Source organism: Streptomyces sp. NBC_00414, assembly GCF_036038375.1.
Taxonomy (GTDB): Bacteria; Actinomycetota; Actinomycetes; order Streptomycetales; family Streptomycetaceae; genus Streptomyces.
Window position 1 is genome coordinate 6,266,774 of sequence record NZ_CP107935.1, and the last position, 18,451, is coordinate 6,285,224.

Genomic DNA, 18,451 nt, shown 5'->3' on the forward strand with positions numbered 1-18,451 from the left:
GCCTGTTGCGGCAGCTACTTCACCGCCCCCGCCATCACTCCGGACACGAACTGCCGCTGGAACGCGAAGAACACGGCCAGCGGGATCACCATCGAGATGAACGCGCCGGGCGCGAGCGTCTCGATGTTGCCGGAGAACTGCCGCGTCTGCTCGGTCAGCGCGACCGTCAGCGGCCGGGAGCCGGAGTCCGAGAAGATCAGCGCCACCAGCATGTCGTTCCACACCCACAGGAACTGGAAGATGCCGAGCGAGGCGATCGCGGGCGCCCCCAGCGGCATGATGACCGTCGCGAACAGCCGGGTCTCGCCCGCTCCGTCGAGCCGCGCCGCCTCCAGGAGTTCACGGGGGATCTCCGCGAAGAAGTTGCGCAGCAGGAAGATCGCGAACGGCAGGCCGAAGCCCACGTGGAACAGCACGACACCGATGACGCTGCCGAAGATCCCCAGGTCGCCGAAGAGGTCGGCCAGCGGGATCAGGGCGATCTGGACGGGCACCACCAGCAGCGCCACCACGGCCACGAACCACCAGTCGCGGCCCTTGAAGTCCATCCAGGCGAAGGCGTATCCGGCCATGGCGCCGATCACGACGACCAGGACGGTGGCCGGCACCGTGATGTACACCGTGTTGAGCAGGGAGTCGGTGATCTCCTCCTTGCCCAGCAGGGTCGAGTAGCTCTCGGTGGTGAGCTGGGACGGCTTGCTGAAGACGTCCCACCAGCCGGAGGCGGCGATGTCGGTCGGGTCGCGGAACGACGAGGCGAGCAGCCCGACCGTCGGCGTCACCCAGAGCAGCGCGACCAGGATCAGGAAGACCCGCACCGCGCCGCCTCCCGCGGCGCTCGCGATCCGGGAGCCGAGCGAGCGCCTGGGCGGACCGGAGGAGTCCGGGGCCACGGGCGGTTCTCCCGGCTCCCCGGAGTCCCCGGGTCCCTTCAGAGGTACGGAGGATGTGGTCACCGTCGACGCTCCTTCCGCAGTCGGCGGATGTTGACGATCATCACCGGCATCACGAGCAGCAGCAGGACGATGCCGATCGCGCTGCCGAGCCCCTGGTTGTTGCCGCCGCCGAAGGAGGCGTTGACCAGTTGCAGCGCCAGCACGTTCGCCTCGTCCTTGCTGGGCTGCGGAGCGATGATGAAGACCAGGTCGAAGATCTTCATCACGTTGATCATCAAGGTGATCAGGACGACGACGAGGACCGGCGCGAGCAACGGCACGGTGACCCGGCGGAACACCTGCCACTCGTTGGCGCCGTCGACGCGGGCCGCTTCAAGGAGATTGCGGTCCACCCCGGCCAGCCCCGCCGCGATGAGCACCATCGCGAAACCCGCCCACATCCAGGCGTACGAGCCGATGATGGCCGGGGTGACCAGGCTCGGGCCCAGCCAGTCGACGCCGTTGTAGGGCTCTGCGAAGTTCGACGACGGCAGCCGCAGCTGAGCGCCCTCGGCGGACGCCGGCAGGGTGAACGTACCGTCGGCGCCGGCCTTCGCGGAGGCCACCACCTTGCCGTCCTCGACCGCCTCGACCTTCATGCCCGGCAGCGCCTTCTCGCCCGCGTCGATGGCGCCCTTCTCACCGCCGCCGCCCAGCTTGAAGTCCAGCCAGACCGTGCCGGTCACGCCGTCGCCCGAGGACTCGGCGGCCTTGGCGTCCCCGGGGTCGCCGGGCACCTTGTTCGGGGCGATGCCGACCAGCGGGACCAGGACCGGGGAGCCCGCCTCCAGCGTGCCGGCGGCGGTGAACGAGCCCCCGCCGGACGCCTTGAGGCCGCTCTCGGTGGACGGCCGCGCCTTCGGATAGACCGACGACTCGGCGAACGTGTCGTGCACGCCCACCAGCACGGCGTTGGCCACGCCCTGGTCGGGGTCCGCCTCGTACACGAGCCGGAAGATGATGCCCGCGGCGAGCATGGAGATCGCCATCGGCATGAAGATGACGAGCTTGAACGCCGTGGACCAGCGCACCCGTTCGGTCAGCACGGCGAAGACCAGACCGAGCCCGGTGACCAGCGCAGGGGCGACCGCGACCCAGATCGCGGTGTTCTTGACCGCGGTGAAGGTGGCGTCGTCACTGAACAGGTCGCCGTAGTTCCCGAGGCCCACGAAGCCCGAACCGTCGGCGTCGTACAGACTGCGCCAGACCGAGTACCCGATGGGGTAGACCACGAGCGCGCCGAGCAGCACGATCGCCGGCAGCAGGAACAGACCCGCCACCCACCACCGCGTGCCGATCACACTCTTGCGTTTGCCGACGGGGGGCACCGGGTTCGCCGGGCCCCCCGCCGTCGCGACCTGCGACGACATCGGCGGCCGTCAGCCCTTGTAGGCCTTGGCGGCGGACGTCTCCAGCGCCTGCTGCGCGCCCGCCACGTCCGAGGGGGTCTTCAGGAAGTCCTGCAGCGCCTTCCACTCGCCCGTGCCCTCGGTACCGCCGAAGGCCGCCGGAGCCTGGTCGGACATGTCGAAGCGGAAGGAGTCGCCCGCCTTCAGCAGCGCCTTGCCGATGTCCCGCGCCACGTCGTCCTTGTACTTGTCCGCGTTCATCTCCTTGTTGGGGGAGATGAAGCCGCCCTGCGCCGCCCAGATCTCGGCCGCGTCGGTCGACGCCAGGAACGTCAGCAGGGCCTGCGAGCCCTTGTCGTCCTTCAGCGCCACCGCCACGTCACCGCCGCTGACCACCGGCGACCGGTCGCCGACCGCCGGGAACGGGAACACCTTGGCGTCCGTGCCGATCTCGGCCTTCGTGTCGGCGTTGATGTTCGCCGCGACGAAGTCGCCCTCGAAGACCATGCCCGCCGGGGTGTCACCGGAGAAGGTGTTCGTCACCGACTTCGGGAACTCGGTGCGCAGCGCGCCGGCGCTGCCGCCCGCGATCAGGTCGTTCTTGCCCCACAGCTGGGCCAGCGTGGTCAGGGCCTCCTTCACGGACGGATCCGTCCACTTGATCTCGTGCTTGGCCAGCTGGTCGTACTTCTCCGGCCCCGCCTGAGAGAGATAGACGTTCTCGAACCAGTCGGTGAGGGTCCAGCCGTCCTGCCCGCCGATGGAGACCGCGGGCGAACCCGCGTCCGACAGGGTCTGCGCGGTCTGCACGAACTCGTCCCAGGTCTTGGGCTCCGCGGTGATGCCCGCCGCCTCGAACGCCGCCGTGTTGTACCAGACCAGCGACTTGTTGGCGGCCTTCGCGTAGACGCCGTACTGCTTGCCCTCGTACGCGCCCAGGTCCTGCCAGCCCTTCGAGAAGTTCTTGTCGAGCTGCGCCTGCGCCTCGGTGCCCATGGGCTTGATCCAGCCCTTCTGGGCGAACTGGTGGAGCACACCGACCTGCGGGAGGAACGCCACGTTCGGCGGCTTGCCGCCCTCGATCTTCGTGCCCAGGAAGGTGGAGGTGTTGTTGCCGGTCGGTACGTAGGCGACCTCCGCGCCCGTCCGCTTCTCGAACTCGTCCAGGACCGCGGTGAAGTTGTCCTGCTCGGGCCCGGTCCACACGGCCGCCACCTCAAGCTTCTGGCCGTCGAGCTTGGGAAGTTGAACGCTGGAGGCGGCTCCGCTCCCGCTGTCGCCGCCGTCGTCCTTCTTGTCGTCGTCACCGCCGCATGCCGTGAGCGTGAGCGCCATCGCCCCCGCGACGACGGCAGCCGCGGCCCTCGCGGACCCGCTCCTCCTGTGCGACCTGCTGATACGAAGAGTGCTGCTGCGCATGGTGTGCCCCGTTCTCCGTCGAACGTCCGAGGTCCTGTCGTCACGTTCCCGTCGTCCGCCCGGTGGGAAGGGCGGGCCGGGCGGCAGGCGGGAATTGACGGCAGGGGCTGGCGCTGTCCCGTGCGCTCTTGGTCTACGCCCGTCCGCTCGGCGGCGGCAAGGGCGCCTGCGCTGTCAAGGCCGTGATCGTAACCGCGTCGTGACGTGGGGACTTGCGTCCGGCAGCGGCGCGTGTCGTCGGCTGCGGTCCACCGGGCGCTCACCGCGCAGTTCGCCGCGCCCCTTAAAAGCGGGGCTGCGCCCCAGGCCCGGTGGGGTGTGCTGTCGGGTCCGGGTGAGTGGGGGCTGGCCGCGCAGTTCCCCGCGCCCCTGAAGAGCGGGGCTGCGGCCTTGGGGTTTTCAGCCCGTCCGGCGTTTGAGGACGAGCGCGTTCAGCGCGATGCGGGGGCCTGGGGGTGGCAGCCCCCAGGGAAAGGGGTGGCAGCCCCCAGGGAAAGGGGTGGCTACAGGAGCGAGGGGACCTCCGCCGCCGAGACCGAGCGGGCCGCCCGCTCCAGGGCACTGGCCAGCAGGGCCAGATCCGTAGGGCCGTTGCCCAGTTCGCGTACGGGCCGCCGCGCCGGCGGATCCCCCATACGAGCCCACTCCAACGGCACGACCGTGGGCCGCAGCGTCGCCGTACGCGGAATGCGCCCCGTGACCCGCCCGCCCTGGAAGGGCACGGACCGTCCACCCGGCCCCACCCCGCCGAGCCTGCCCCGTCCCGGCGACGGCTCCTCCGCCCCGACCCCGGGCGCTTCGAGGACGACCCGGAGCCCGGCCCGCCGGGCCAGCTCCGTCTCGTCCGTACGGACACCGCCGCCGGTCGCCGCCACCAGATGCACCCCGAGCCGCTCACCGTCCCGGGCGACCCCTTCCAGGGCCCGCACGACGGAACCGGCGGCCGGCCGGCCGGGGGAGCCCAGCGCGGGGGAGAGCAGCGCGTCCAGATCGTCGACGATCATGACGAGCCGGGGCAGCGGAGGCCCCGCCTCCGGACGGGGCCGGGCCGCGGCGGGCCGCAGCCGCAGCGTCGAACTGGAGGACGTGTCGAGATCCCCGGCACCGGCCGCGGAACTCGCCGCCGACCCCGTGGCCTGCCTGCCCGACGCCCCCGCCGACCGCTGGGCGACGACCCGGGCCGACCCCTCCCGGCCGGCGTGCCACTCGGTGAAGTCGAGGCGCCCGAGCAGCTCGGCCCGCCGCTTCAGCTCGGCGGACAGGGACTGCGCGAACTCCCGCATCCGTACGGGATCGTGGGCGCCCAGATGCGTCGTGACATGGGGCAGGTCCGTGCAGACCTGGAGCCCGTCCCCGCGCGCCGCCGAGCCACCGGTGCCCGTGCCGTCCCGGCCGTCGACCAGCACGATGCCGAGCCGGTCGGGCCGCTCCGCGGCGGCGAGCGACGCGGCCACGGAACGCAGCAGCTCGGTGCGCCCGCTGCCCGCGGGGCCCTCGATCAGCAGGTGCGGGCCCTCGCCCACGAGGTCCACGCCGACGGGGCCGCGCGGCCCGGCGCCGAGCACGGCCGTGGCCCGGCCGCCGAACGCCTCCGTGTCGTCGGCCGCGTCCGCCCAACGGGTCATCAGGGACGCCGGGGTGGCCCTCGCCAGGCCCAGCTCGTCCAGCAGCCGCGCGGCCTGTGGCAGGGGTGCCGACACGCGGGTGTGCCGCTCACCGGCCCCGCCCTCCGCGCGCAGCGGCGCCAGGGCCCGGGCGAAGCGCTCGGCCCACGCCATGGAGACGGCGTCCACGGCGGCGACCGTGCCGTGGCCGACGGGACCGCCCGGCGTGCCCGAGGTGCCCGACCCGCCCGATGTGCCGTGCGCCGGTGCGCCGGCCGCCACGCGCAGCAGACGCAGGGCCGTCGCCACATCGCCGCTGAGCAGCGCGACGGCCCCGCACTCGCGGAACGCGGGCGACACCGCGCAGGCCGCCTCGTACGTGTCGATCACGGGCGAGGCGGGCGACGCGGCCGGTGTCTCGGCGAGACAGATGACATGGATCCCGACCTGGGGACCCTCGGCCGCGAGCCGTGACACGGCTTCCCGCACACCCGCCGACCCGGGGTCCCCGTCCACCACGACCACGGTGTGGGGGCCGGACCAGCCGGCCCGGGCGGGGTCGTCCGACCGCGCCCAGGAAGGCCGCCCGGACCTTCCTCGCGACTCGTCGGCCTGGGTGCCGCCGCGGGGGAGTCCCAGATGCGTGATGTTGGCGTCGCGGGCGAGGGGGTGGCCACCCGGGGTCCCCTGTGCCCCCGGGGAGGGCGCGGAGGCGTCGCGGTCGTACGCGCCGGGGGTGTCCCGGCCACCGCCCCGACCCGGTGCGTGGGCCCCGGCGGGGGTGTCTCCGCCGTCCCTGCCCCCCGCCGGGGTCCCCCGGCGGGGGGCGAAGGCTCCGCTGTCGTCCGGCGAGCCCGCGCCGGGGCGGGGCCCGTGGCCCCTCTCGGCGGCGCGTCCCGCCTCCGTCAGGTGGTCCTCCAGGCGGCGGATCAGCTCCTCCGTGCGCGCCGTCGCCTGCTCGCGGTCGTAGGCGAGGAGGAGACGGCAGTCCTGGCCGTGGGTGGGACGCAGGTGGGGCAGCCAGCCGAGCCACGACCACTCGGCGGTGCGCTCCTCCAGGGACCGCGAGCGGTCGGTGCTGAGGAGGGTGATCTCCAGTGAGTCGGGGGAGTGCAGCGCGGCGAGCTGGGCCACCACCGCGCGCGCGAGCCCCGACAGGCGCTCGCGAGGTCCGGCCAGACCCAGCGCCCCGACCTCCCGCAACCCGGCGGTCACCGGGACCGCGGACAGCAGCCCGGAGCCGTCGGGCGTGCTCCGGTCCACCGTGCCCAGCCGGACCGTGAGGGCCTCCGGGTGCCCCGGTCCGCGCTCCCACAGCCGCGGCCCCGGTCCGAGTGCCGACAGCAGCAGAGCGGCGGGATCCGGCCACCGCTCGGGCTCGGGCACACCCAGGGCGACGGGCTCGGCGAACGGGGCCTCGTAGGACTCGTACGGGTCGTACTCGGCCTCGTCGCCGTACTCGTCCTCGCTCCGGGCACCGGCCAGTCGGCGGGCCCAGGCGGAGAGGCCGCGCTTGCGTGTGCCGCGCGGCACGGGCGTCCCCCGCAGGGGAGTGCCCTTCCGCTTGCCCTCACCCGGCCCCTGGACGTCGGGGCCCTCCTCGAACGGATCCCCGGGGTCCGTGTGCTCGATCCGGGGTGCCGAGCCCTGCCCGGGCACCACGTGCGGCCCCGCCGGCAGGTGCTCCTGCGTCTTTGGGACCCCGCCCCCGGCGGCGCCCCACCCCGCCGTGCCGTAGCCGTGATGGGTCTCGCCGGACGGCGGCGCGACCTGGGAGCGGGAGCCCTCGGAGTCCCCCGAGCCCCTGGCGGCCCCGGGGGAGTCGCCGTCCCGCGCGCGAGGCACCCTCGCGCCTCCGGCACCCGAGGCGTCCCGGGAAGCGGCTCCGGCGCCGCTCCCGGTCGCACCGGAGGCACCGGAAGTGGCCGGATTCCACCCCTGGTCCTGCCGCCCGGCCCCCGGCTCCTGCCGCCCGCCCTCCGGCTCCTGCCGCCGGTCCCGGCCCTGCTCCTGCCCCGGTCCCTGGTCCCGGCCCTGCCCTTGTCCCAGCCCCTGGCGCTGTGCGTGTTCCTGTCCCGCTCCGGGACGCCCGGAAGCGGCCGACTGCCGTCCCCGTCCGGAGGACTCGGTGACCGTCACCACCCGTACATGACCCTCGCCGTCCGGGGCGGTCTCCCGGATGTCGGCCGGTTCGCCCGCCGGGGCCAGCCGCAGGGCCGACTCGCCCACCCGCAGCAGCGCCCCCGGAGCGAAGCGCACCGGGCGCTCGCCCACGCGCCTGCCGTCCAGCATCGTGCCGTTCGTGGAGCCCAGGTCCGCCACCGAGACATGGCCGTCCGCCGCGACCGTCACGGCGCAGTGCAGACGGGAGACGTCCGGGTCGTCCAGGGGTACGTCGGCGTCGGCGGAGCGGCCGATGTCGATCCGGCCGCCGTGCAGCAGATGGACGCCCCCGGCGTCGGGCCCGGCGACCACACGCAGCTGCGCCGCCGCGGGATCGACATCGGGTCCGGGCTGCGCGGGGGACCCCAGGGACAGCACGGCGCCGTCCATCAGAGGGGGCTCACCCAGCGTGCAGCGCTGTGCGTCGAGCCGCTCCGCGTCCGCGTACAGCACCCCGGGGCCCTCGCCCCCGACCGCCGAGGCGAGGCCGGAGGCCACCGCCGCGAGCGCGGTCCCGGCGGGTGCTGTCACCAGCACGTCGCAGGACGCGGGGCGTCCGTCGGGGCGCGTCCCCAGCGGGTCTACGACGGTCAGCCGGATCTGCATCGCCGTCAGCGGTCCCTTCTGTCGCGGGCGCCCGCGACGGGGCGCTCCCGCGGTCCCCCACCGCAGATTCCCCCACCGCGCACGGGCACGTCGGCCAGTACGGAAAGCATCCTCGCACCTGAGACCGACAACACGCCCGTCCTCGACAAACAAGTGATCTTGATTGGTCGGCTCTGCCCGCAAAAGTGCCTGACCAGTGCCCGGTTGAGATCGGTCACGTCAAGATCCGGCAACCAAAGCACCCGAACCGAGCGTCTTTTCATCGAACACATACGGGAAAGTCCCACGTAATGCATGGGTGGGTGGAGCTGAGAAAACCGCAGCACGACGACAGCCCGGTGCCGTGTTCGGCGGCATTACAGTGGGTCGGAACCACCCGTAGCGCGGTGGACGGACCAGGCAAGCAAGCAGCAGGGAGCGCATGACGTGCGGCCGGTAGGCAGCAAGTACCTCCTGGAGGAACCGCTCGGGCGCGGAGCCACGGGCACCGTCTGGCGGGCCAGCCAGCGCGAGACCGCGGGCGCCGAGGCGGCCGTGGCAGGTCAGCCCGGCGAGACCGTGGCGATCAAGGTCCTCAAGGAGGAGCTCGCCGGCGATCCGGACATCGTGATGCGGTTCCTGCGGGAGCGCTCCGTCCTGCTCCGCCTGACGCACCCGAACATCGTGCGCGTACGGGACCTCGTGGTCGAGGGCGATCTGCTGGCTCTGGTCATGGACCTGATCGACGGTCCCGACCTGCACCGCTACCTGCGGGAGAACGGCCCGTTCTCGCCGGTCGCCGCGGCCCTCCTCACCGCCCAGGTCGCCGACGCGCTCGCCGCCAGCCATGCCGACGGCGTCGTGCACCGCGACCTGAAGCCGGCGAACGTCCTGCTCCAGCAGCTCAACGGCCAGATGCACCCGATGCTGACGGACTTCGGCATCGCCCGCCTGGCCGACTCCCCGGGTCTGACCCGCACCCACGAGTTCGTCGGCACGCCCGCGTACGTGGCGCCCGAGTCCGCCGAGGGCCGCCCGCAGACCTCCGCCGTCGACATCTACGGCGCCGGGATCATGCTGTACGAGCTGGTCACCGGCCGTCCGCCGTTCGGCGGCGGATCGGCCCTCGAAGTGCTCCACCAGCACCTGAGCGCCGAGCCGCGCAGGCCCTCCACGGTCCCCGACCCGCTGTGGACCGTCATAGAGCGCTGCCTGCGCAAGAACCCCGACGAGCGGCCCAGCGCCGAGAACCTCGCCCGCGGCCTGCGTACGGTCGCCCAGGGCATCGGGGTGCACGCGAACTCCGCGCAGATCGCCGCCGCCGAGGCCGTGGGCGTACTCCTCACCCCGGACCCGGCGCCCGCCGCCGTGCCGGGCGACTTCGGCGCCGCCGACCCCACCCAGGTGCTCCCGCAGGGCGCCGGCTCGTACGACCCGAACGGCGCGACCAGCGTCCTGCCGCACACCGGCGCGGGCGCGGCCGACCCCACCGCCGTGCTGCCCCACCGCGGAGCGGCCGACCCGACCGCGGTGATGCCGCCGGTGCCGCCCAACCAGCCAGGGGCGGGCCCCGAGGACCCGCACCCCTGGCAGAACCAGCTGCGCGCGGCCCGCGACCGCAACGAGGCGACGCAGGTGCAGTCGTACCTCGACCCGAACGAGGACCCGCTGCGGCGCCGTCCGCAGCGCCAGGTCGCCCGCCCGCCCCAGCAGCAGCCGCAACAGCCGCCGCCCCAGCAGCCGCAGCCGCGCGGGCAACGCAGGCAGCGGAACCAGCAGCCGCCGCAGAACCAGCAGGGATACGGCTACCCGCAGCAGGGCCAGCAGCCGCAGGGATACGCACCGCAGCAGCAGGCTCAGCCGCAGCGGTACTCCCCGCCGCCGCAACAGCCCCAGCAGCCCGCGCCGCGTCCGCCGCGCGAGCCCCGGCAGCGCAGCGCCAACCCGATGAAGATCCCCGGACTCGGCTGCCTCAAGGGGTGCCTGTTCACGATCCTCATCCTGGTCGTGGCCGGTTGGGCGATCTGGGAGTTCAGCCCGCTCCAGGGCTGGATCGGGACGTCGAAGGGCTACTGGCAGCAGCTGGGGGACTGGTACGACAAGGTCTCCGAGTGGGTCGGGAGACTCGGCTGAGGTTCCTGAAGCGGTCGTTTCACGAGCTTGCTCCCTCCGAATCCCCGGAATCGCGCTGCGGTTCTGGGGATTTGTCGACACCTGGGGGGTGATTTCCGTCGCGGAAGTGAAGGTTGGTGCTCGGGGCGCGTAGTTTTGTCGCCAACACGCGCCCGTAGGAGCAGTCTTGGTACGGAAGATCGGCAGCCGGTACACCGCGCACCAGATCCTGGGACGGGGCAGCGCCGGCACGGTGTGGCTGGGTGAGGGGCCCGAGGGGCCCGTCGCCATCAAGCTGCTGCGCGAGGACCTGGCGTCCGACCAGGAGCTGGTGGGACGGTTCGTGCAGGAGAGGACGGCCCTGCTGGGCCTGGACCATCCGCACGTCGTCTCCGTGCGGGACCTCGTCGTCGACGGCACCGACCTCGCACTGGTCATGGACCTCGTGCGCGGCACGGACCTGCGCACCCGGCTCGACCGGGAGCGGCGGCTCGCGCCCGAGTCCGCCGTCGCGATCGTGGCCGACGTCGCGGACGGGCTCGCCGCGGCGCACGCGGCGGGAGTCGTGCACCGGGACGTGAAGCCCGAGAACGTGCTGCTCGACATGCAGGGGCCGCTCGGACCCGGCGGTTCGCACCCCGCGCTGCTCACGGACTTCGGAGTCGCCAAGCTCATCGACTCACCGAGGCGCACCCGGGCGACGAAGATCATCGGTACGCCGGACTATCTGGCGCCCGAGATCATCGAGGGGCTGCCCCCGCGGGCGGCCGTCGACATCTACGCCCTGGCGACCGTGCTGTACGAGCTCCTCGCCGGGTTCACCCCCTTCGGCGGCGGTCATCCGGGGGCCGTCCTGCGCCGGCACGTCACCGAGACCGTCGTGCCGCTGCCCGGCATCCCGGAAGAGCTGTGGCAGCTGCTCGTGCAGTGCCTGGCGAAGGCGCCGGCGTCCCGGCTGCGGGCGTCCGAGCTGGGGGAGCGGCTGCGCGAGCAGCTGCCCCTGCTCGCGGGGATGCCGCCGCTGGACGTCGACGAGCCGGACGGGGAGTCGGACGGCTCCTACGACGAGGCCGTCGCGGCGCCCGAGCCGGAGGCTCCGCGGGAGCGGGTGCGGCGGGGCGCCGTTCCGCTGGTGCCGGGGGCCAAGCCCGACTCCAACCGGGACACGCACACGTCGATGCGGGTGCCCGGGCCGGACGAGCTGGCGGGGGGTGCGCTCGGTACGGCGCGGGCTCCTCGGGCGGTGGGGGCGCCTCGGCCGGGGTCCGCGCGGCATCGGGCCTCCGCCCGGCGGCGGCGGATCACCCTGGGGGTGGCGGGAGTGGCGCTGGTCGCCGCGATAGGGGGTGGCGCGTGGTTCGCCACGTCGGGGGACGACGCGGAGCCTCCCCACGACACGGAGAGGTCGTCCCCGGCCGCACCCTGACCGGACCTGGCTTTTCCTCGCCCCCGCCGCCCCTTCCCGTTCCCGACCACGCATGGGGGCTGCGCCCCCTCGCCCCCGTATCGCGCTGACGCGCTCGTCCTCAGACGCCGGAGGGGCTGAAACGTATTCAGCCCCTCCGGCGTCTGAGGAGCGGGGGTCCGGGGCGGAGCCCCCGAGGTGGGGCTCCGCACTCCGGCCGACCCAACTTGGCGGAGCCGTTACGCTGGGGGGCGTGGCAGTCGTCGATGTATCCGAAGAGCTCAAGTCCCTCTCCTCGACCATGGAGTCGATCGAGGCCGTCCTGGACCTCGACAAGCTGAGGGCGGACATCGCCGCGCTTGAGGAGCAGGCGGCGGCGCCGTCCCTGTGGGACGACCCCGACGAGGCGCAGAAGATCACCAGCAAGCTGAGTCACCTCCAGGCGGAGGTGCGCAAGGCCGAGACCCTCCGCGGGCGCATCGACGATCTCAGTGTGCTCTTCGAGATGGCCGAGGAGGAGGACGACCCGGACACCCGTGCAGAGGCCGAGACCGAGCTCACCGCCGTCAAGAAGGCGCTGGACGAGATGGAAGTCCGCACTCTGCTCTCCGGGGAGTACGACTCCCGTGAGGCCGTCGTCACCATCCGTGCCGAGGCCGGCGGCGTCGACGCCTCCGACTTCGCCGAGAAGCTCCAGCGCATGTACCTGCGCTGGGCCGAGCGCCACGGCTACAAGACGGAGCTCTACGAGACCTCGTACGCGGAAGAGGCCGGCATCAAGTCGACCACCTTCGCCGTCCACGTGCCCTACGCGTACGGCACGCTGTCGGTCGAGCAGGGGACGCACCGGCTGGTGCGGATCTCGCCGTTCGACAACCAGGGCCGCCGCCAGACGTCGTTCGCCGGTGTCGAGATCCTGCCCGTCGTCGAGCAGACCGACCACATCGAGATCGACGAGTCCGAGCTGCGCGTGGACGTGTACCGCTCGTCCGGTCCGGGCGGTCAGGGCGTCAACACGACGGACTCCGCGGTGCGGCTGACCCACCTCCCCACCGGGATCGTCGTCTCCTGTCAGAACGAGCGCTCGCAGATCCAGAACAAGGCGTCCGCGATGAACGTCCTGCAGGCCAAGCTCCTTGAGCGGCGCCGGCAGGAGGAGCAGGCCAAGATGAACGCGCTCAAGGGCGACGGCGGCAACTCCTGGGGCAACCAGATGCGTTCGTACGTCCTGCACCCGTACCAGATGGTCAAGGACCTGCGCACGGATTGCGAAGTCGGAAACCCCGAGGCCGTTTTCAACGGCGAGATCGACGGTTTCCTCGAAGCCGGAATTCGCTGGCGCAAGCAGCAGGAGAAGTAAGGCGACTTTCTCGTACGTCGTTTTGTCGACAGGGCAACTGCGGTCCACCGGACGGCAGTTGCCCTTTCTGCTGCGCTCTCATGAGCAATGTGTGGGTTTTACATCACACTCACATGACGCTGGGCCGGTCAAAAGGCCTTGATCTGGACATCGCGGTCGCAACGACCTTGACGATGCTTTGAAAGATGGGAAAGCTGGCGCGTGGCATGCGTATTTCTGGGGCGCGTGTGAACCGGGGGTTCCACCGAGTCGTCCCCGAGGTCGCTGCCCCGGACGCTGCACCATTGACGATGAGCTACTGGGGGTAGCAACCAGATGACCAAGAAGACGCGCATCCGGATCGCGCGGATAGCCGCCGGCGCGGTGATCGCCGCCGGAGCCTCACTGACCGCCGCCGGTGCCGCCTCGGCACTCGACGTGAGCGTCGACGCGGCCGGCCTGAACGTGGGCGCCAGCGTCGACGAGAGCGGTGTCGGCGTCGGTATCTCCGCCGACGACCCGACCACCCCGCCTCCCGTCACCGAGGACCCGACCGAGATCCCGACGGACCCGCCCACGGAGGAGCCTCCCACCGAGGAGCCCCCGACCGAGGAGCCCACCGACCCCACCGAGGAGCCCACAGAGCCCACGGAGGAGCCCACCGAGGACCCGACCACTCCCGGCAACGGGAACGAGAACGGGACCGGCGGCGGTAGCGGTGGCAACGACAACAGTGCCGACAGCGCCGACGGCGGCTCCAAGGTCGTCGAGCAGGGTGCCGGCAAGGAGAGCCTGACCGACACCGGTTCGGACACCTCCGCGCAGGGCACCGGTGGCGAGCTGGCCGAGACCGGCGCCGCCGAGAACATCACGTACCTGCTGATCGGCGCCGCGACGATGATCGCCGGCGGCATCGGCTTCCGTATGCTGCCGCGTCTCATGAACGGCCGCGGCGCGGCTGCCTGACGCCCGTAGCGCGAACGCGTAGAACGCGGGAAGGGCCCGGAGCCATCGGCTCCGGGCCCTTCCTGTTGATCTGTGGGGTTCTGTTGCCTGCGGCCTCTGGCCCGCCCGCTGTGACGCGTATCTCCCGCGACCGACACGTAAGGACGTCGGGACCGACAGGTCTCGGAGGGCCGGGACCGGCGGGTCCTAGGCGGTCTGGTGCGCCAGCAGGGCCACCGCCGCGATCAGTATGGCGATCAGCGCGATCAGCGTCATGGGGTTGAGTCCACCACCCATGGGGCCCTCGTTCTGCAGGCGTGCGCGGTTCGCGCGGCAGACGGGGCAGCGGCCTTCGTTCACGGGCGCGGCACAGTTCGCGCACACCAGCCGGTCGTACGTCATGCGCTCGCCCTCCTTGCACCGGTTCCACGGACACAACGCTCTCGGGAGCGGATACGTTCCCACTCCACTGTGCCAGGTTCCTCCGGAAGGTGCGCGGGTTCCCTTGCGGTTGCCTGGCAGGGGGCTCGGTGAACGCCTCGGGAGGGGGGCTCGGGGTGGTGTCGCGGCTGCGGGCCGGTGAGGGTCGGTCGCGCGGCTCCCCGCGCCCCTGAGGGGCACAGCCCCTCTTGGACGGGCCCCTCTTCATATGTGCCCGGTACAAATGCGCACAACCCTTGTGCAACCTGTCCCGGCGCCTGCGCGCCCCTACCCAGGTCGCGTAAGGTCACGCTCATCCAGGTCCTGTCGTCACATTCCCGTCTGCCGGGCGACGCCTGGCACGCACTCTCGCCGCACCGGGCACAGACCCAAGTACGTCCAGTACACGGGCCTGCGCCCGGCACGCCGAGAGCACGCACCAGACGCCGCCCGGCCCGCCCTCCGGGCGGACGACGGGAATGTGACGACAGGACCTACCCCCGATATCCCCGACGGCCTGTGGTGCATCCGTGATCCGATTCGACAATGTCTCCAAGGTTTACGCCAAGCAGACCCACCCCGCTCTCCGGGATGTCTCCCTGGAGGTCGAGCGCGGCGAGTTCGTGTTCCTGGTGGGGTCATCCGGCTCCGGAAAGTCCACCTTCCTGCGGCTGATCCTCCGCGAGGAGCGGGCCAGCCACGGTCAGGTGCACGTGCTGGGCAAGGACCTCGCGCGCATCTCCAACTGGAAGGTGCCTCAGATGCGCCGCCAGTTGGGCACCGTGTTCCAGGACTTCCGACTCCTGCCCAACAAGACGGTCGCCGAGAACGTCGCCTTCGCGCAGGAAGTGATCGGCAAGTCCAAGGGTGAGATCCGCAAGTCCGTGCCCCAGGTGCTCGACCTCGTCGGCCTCGGCGGCAAGGAGGACCGGATGCCCGGTGAGCTGTCCGGCGGTGAACAGCAACGAGTGGCCATCGCGAGAGCGTTCGTGAACCGGCCCAAGCTGCTGATCGCTGACGAGCCCACCGGAAACCTGGACCCGCAGACCTCCGTCGGCATCATGAAGCTGCTGGACCGGATCAACCGGACCGGGACCACCGTCGTGATGGCGACGCACGACCAGAACATCGTGGACCAGATGCGCAAGCGCGTCATCGAGCTGGAGAAGGGTCGCCTCGTCCGCGACCAGGCGCGCGGCGTCTACGGCTATCAGCACTGACCGCGAGCCCCACGCGTCCGTCCACGGAAAGGCCTGAGAAGACGCCATGCGCGCCCAGTTCGTTCTGTCGGAGATCGGTGTCGGTCTCCGCCGCAATCTCACGATGACCTTCGCGGTCATCGTCTCCGTCGCCCTGTCCCTCGCCCTGTTCGGCGGCTCGCTCCTGATGAGCGACCAGGTGAGCACGATGAAGGGCTACTGGTACGACAAGGTCAACGTCTCGATCTACCTCTGCAACAAGAGCGACGCGGAGTCCGACCCCAACTGCGCCAAGGGAGCGGTCACCAGCGAGCAGAAGAAGCAGATCGAGGCCGACCTGGACAAGATGCCGGCCGTCGACAACGTCGTGCACGAGTCCAGCGACGAGGCCTACAAGCACTACAAGGAGCAGTTCGGCGACTCCCCGCTGGCGGCCTCGCTCACCCCGGACCAGATGCAGGAGTCCTTCCGCGTCAAGCTGACGGACCCGGAGAAGTACAAGGTCATCGCGACCGCCTTCGACGGCCGGGACGGCGTGCAGTCCGTGCAGGACCAGAAGAGCATCCTCGACAACCTCTTCGAGCTGCTCAACGGCATGAACTGGGCGGCCCGGGCGCTGATGGCGCTGATGCTCGTCGTCGCGCTGATGCTGATCGTCAACACGGTGCGCGTCTCCGCGTTCAGCCGTCGGCGTGAGACCGGGATCATGCGCCTGGTGGGCGCCTCCGGCTTCTACATCCAGGCGCCGTTCATCATGGAGGCCGCGGTCGCCGGACTCATCGGCGGTGGTGTCGCCTGCGCCTTCCTGGTGCTCGCGCGGTACTTCATCATCGACCACGGTCTGGCCCTGTCCGAGAAGCTGAATCTGATCAACTTCATCGGCTGGGACGCCGTTCTCGCGAAGCTGCCGCTCATCCTCGCCACGAGCCTTCTGATGCCCGCGCTTGCCGCGTTCTTCGCGTTGCGCAAGTACTTGAAGGTGTGACACATGCCAAGAGGGCCGTACCGGCAAGCGCCGGTACGGCCCTTCTCGTTGTCCTAGACTCACCCGCATGTCAGGCCGTGACCTGTTCTGTCAGCCCCGCCGCGTCCGCCGCGGGGCGGCCCTGACGTTGGTCTTCGCGAGCGTCCTCGCGGCGGGCGCCGCGACCGGCTCGTTCGACACCCCCGGCCGGAAATCCGTCTCCCCGTCGGCCCGTACCGCCCAGGCCGGTCACCAGGAGGACGTCGCGGACGCCGCCGCCGAGGCGATGGCCGACGGCAAGTCGCCCGTGGAGGCCGCCGAACGGGCCGTCAGCCGCAGCGGCGACCGCTGGGGCGCCGTCTACTCCCGGGGCGAGTACGAGGAGTTCGAGGAAGCCCTCGACGGCCAGTACACCGGCGTCGGCCTCTGGGCCAGGCGCGAGCGCGGCGGACGGATCGAGGTGACCCGGGTCCAGTCCGGCTCGCCCGCCGCGACCGCCGGCATCCGCAAGGGCGACCGGCTGCGCAGCATCGACGGCCACCGCGTCGACGGCAGGCCCGTCACCGAGGTCGTCTCGTTGCTGCGGGGCGACGCCACCGACGCCGACGCCGGCACCAGCGTGGCCCTGGGACTGGAGCGCGGCACGCGCGCGTGGAGCGAGACCCTGCGCAGGGCGCGCCTGTCCACCGACTCCGTGAGCGTGCGCGAACTCTCCGACGGCGTCACCGTGATCAAGGTCGCCGCCTTCACCAAGGGCTCGGGAGACCTCGTACGGACCGCCGTGGCCGCCGCACCCGTGGACGAGGGGATCGTCCTCGACCTGCGGGGCAACTCCGGCGGCCTGGTCACCGAGGCCGTCACCGCCGCCTCCGCCTTCCTCGACGGCGGCCTCGTGGCCACGTACGACGTGAACGGCGACCAGAAGGCCCTGCACGCCGATCCCGGCGGGGACACCGCCAGACCCCTGGTCGCGCTCGTCGACGGCGGCACGATGAGCGCGGCCGAGCTGCTCACCGGCGGTCTGCAGGACCGCGGCCGCGCGGTCGTCGTGGGCTCCAGGACCTTCGGCAAGGGCTCGGTCCAGATGCCGAGCCGGCTGCCGGACGGCTCCGTCGCCGAACTGACGGTCGGCCACTACCGCACCCCCTCCGGGCGCACCGTGGACGCCCGTGGCATCACCCCCGACCTGGAGGTCGAGGAGGGCGCCCTGGAGCGCGCCGAGACCGTACTGAGCGGGCTCGGCGACCCCTCGTGACCGGACGGCCGTGCCCCGCCCGCCGACGGGCGCGGTAATCGGCTTTCCCTCCGGCCCCCCTCTAGTGCGAAAATGGCCAGCACTATGAGCAAGGGCATGTACGTACCGAAGGAATCCCAGCCGAAGCAGGGTGGTGGAGCCCAGACCAAGGCCAAGGACGGCAAGCGCAAGATCGTCGCGCAGAACAAGAAGGCCCGGCACGACTACGCGATCATCGATGTCTACGAGGCCGGGCTGGTCCTCACCGGCACCGAGGTGAAGTCGCTGCGCCAGGGGCGTGCCTCGCTGGCCGACGGCTTCGTCCAGATCGACGGGAACGAGGCGTGGCTCCACAACGCCCACATCCCCGAGTACAGCCAGGGCAGCTGGACCAACCACTCCGCGCGCCGCAAGCGCAAGCTGCTCCTGCACCGCGAGGAGATCGACAAGCTGTCGTCGAAGTCCGAGGAGACGGGTCACACCATCGTGCCCCTCGTCCTGTACTTCAAGGACGGCCGCGCCAAGGCCGAGATCGCGCTCGCCCGCGGCAAGAAGGAATACGACAAGCGCCAGACCTTGCGCGAGAAGCAGGACCGGCGTGAGTCGGACCGGGTGATCGCGGCGGTGAAGCGCAGGGAGCGCGGCGAGTAGGACTGCAGGCCCGGCACACCCGCCGCGAGAGGGCCGCCGGGAATACAGTGGCATCGACGTGCGTTGGTCACGTACGATGGCAACGCACCTCACAGCAGGTGCACGCGCCCTCCTCGGAGGGTTTTGA

The 18,451-nt window shown here is 71.7% G+C and carries 13 protein-coding genes; 8 read left to right on the plus strand and 5 right to left on the minus strand.

From position 1 onward, the window contains the following. Positions 1-14: 14 nt before the first annotated feature. The 4 genes from OHS59_RS27315 to OHS59_RS27330 all read right to left on the minus strand — a co-directional run bounded on the left by OHS59_RS27315 (position 15) and on the right by OHS59_RS27330 (position 8,076). Positions 15-893, minus strand: a complete 879-nt coding sequence (locus tag OHS59_RS27315; protein WP_328499379.1) for a carbohydrate ABC transporter permease — start codon at positions 891-893, stop codon at positions 15-17. Positions 894-952: 59 nt separating this feature from the next. Continuing rightward, positions 953-2,305, minus strand: a complete 1,353-nt coding sequence (locus OHS59_RS27320; RefSeq protein WP_328496007.1) for a carbohydrate ABC transporter permease — start codon at positions 2,303-2,305, stop codon at positions 953-955. 9 nt (positions 2,306-2,314) lie between these two features. After that, positions 2,315-3,703 (minus strand): ABC transporter substrate-binding protein, encoded by a 1,389-nt coding sequence (locus OHS59_RS27325; RefSeq protein ID WP_328496008.1) that lies wholly within the window; start codon positions 3,701-3,703, stop codon positions 2,315-2,317. Positions 3,704-4,206: 503 nt separating this feature from the next. After that, the gene (locus OHS59_RS27330) at positions 4,207-8,076 is read right to left on the minus strand and encodes an FHA domain-containing protein (protein ID WP_328496009.1); all 3,870 of its coding nucleotides are present in this window, start codon (positions 8,074-8,076) and stop codon (positions 4,207-4,209) included. A 426-nt stretch (positions 8,077-8,502) separates the two neighbouring features. On the opposite strand from OHS59_RS27330, the gene OHS59_RS27335 reads away from it, so the two are divergent. From OHS59_RS27335 to OHS59_RS27350, 4 genes are all read left to right on the plus strand, one after another. Then, complete coding sequence (locus tag OHS59_RS27335) at positions 8,503-10,188, plus strand: serine/threonine-protein kinase (RefSeq protein ID WP_328496010.1); 1,686 nt, start codon at positions 8,503-8,505, stop codon at positions 10,186-10,188. Positions 10,189-10,354: 166 nt separating this feature from the next. Continuing rightward, a complete protein-coding gene (locus tag OHS59_RS27340; protein ID WP_328496011.1) occupies positions 10,355-11,593 on the plus strand; it encodes a protein kinase domain-containing protein in 1,239 nt (412 codons plus the stop codon). 232 nt (positions 11,594-11,825) lie between these two features. Continuing rightward, positions 11,826-12,932, plus strand: coding sequence for a peptide chain release factor 2 (gene prfB, locus OHS59_RS27345; RefSeq protein WP_328496012.1), 1,107 nt, complete (start codon positions 11,826-11,828; stop codon positions 12,930-12,932). Positions 12,933-13,247: 315 nt separating this feature from the next. After that, a complete protein-coding gene (locus tag OHS59_RS27350; protein WP_328496013.1) occupies positions 13,248-13,877 on the plus strand; it encodes an LPXTG cell wall anchor domain-containing protein in 630 nt (209 codons plus the stop codon). 186 nt (positions 13,878-14,063) lie between these two features. Here OHS59_RS27350 and OHS59_RS27355 read toward each other — a convergent pair whose 3' ends face one another. Further along, complete coding sequence (locus OHS59_RS27355) at positions 14,064-14,258, minus strand: hypothetical protein (protein WP_328496014.1); 195 nt, start codon at positions 14,256-14,258, stop codon at positions 14,064-14,066. 548 nt (positions 14,259-14,806) lie between these two features. Between OHS59_RS27355 and ftsE the strand changes: the two genes are divergently transcribed. The 4 genes from ftsE to smpB all read left to right on the plus strand — a co-directional run bounded on the left by ftsE (position 14,807) and on the right by smpB (position 18,324). Further along, entirely contained in the window at positions 14,807-15,496 is a 690-nt protein-coding gene (ftsE, locus tag OHS59_RS27360) for a cell division ATP-binding protein FtsE (RefSeq protein WP_107015900.1), read from the plus strand. A 46-nt stretch (positions 15,497-15,542) separates the two neighbouring features. Next, positions 15,543-16,460, plus strand: coding sequence for a permease-like cell division protein FtsX (ftsX, locus tag OHS59_RS27365; protein WP_328496015.1), 918 nt, complete (start codon positions 15,543-15,545; stop codon positions 16,458-16,460). Between the two features lie 67 nt (positions 16,461-16,527). Further along, entirely contained in the window at positions 16,528-17,694 is a 1,167-nt protein-coding gene (locus tag OHS59_RS27370; protein WP_328496016.1) for a S41 family peptidase, read from the plus strand. 96 nt (positions 17,695-17,790) lie between these two features. Continuing rightward, the gene (gene smpB, locus OHS59_RS27375) at positions 17,791-18,324 is read left to right on the plus strand and encodes an SsrA-binding protein SmpB (protein ID WP_328499380.1); all 534 of its coding nucleotides are present in this window, start codon (positions 17,791-17,793) and stop codon (positions 18,322-18,324) included. Positions 18,325-18,451 lie beyond the last annotated feature (127 nt).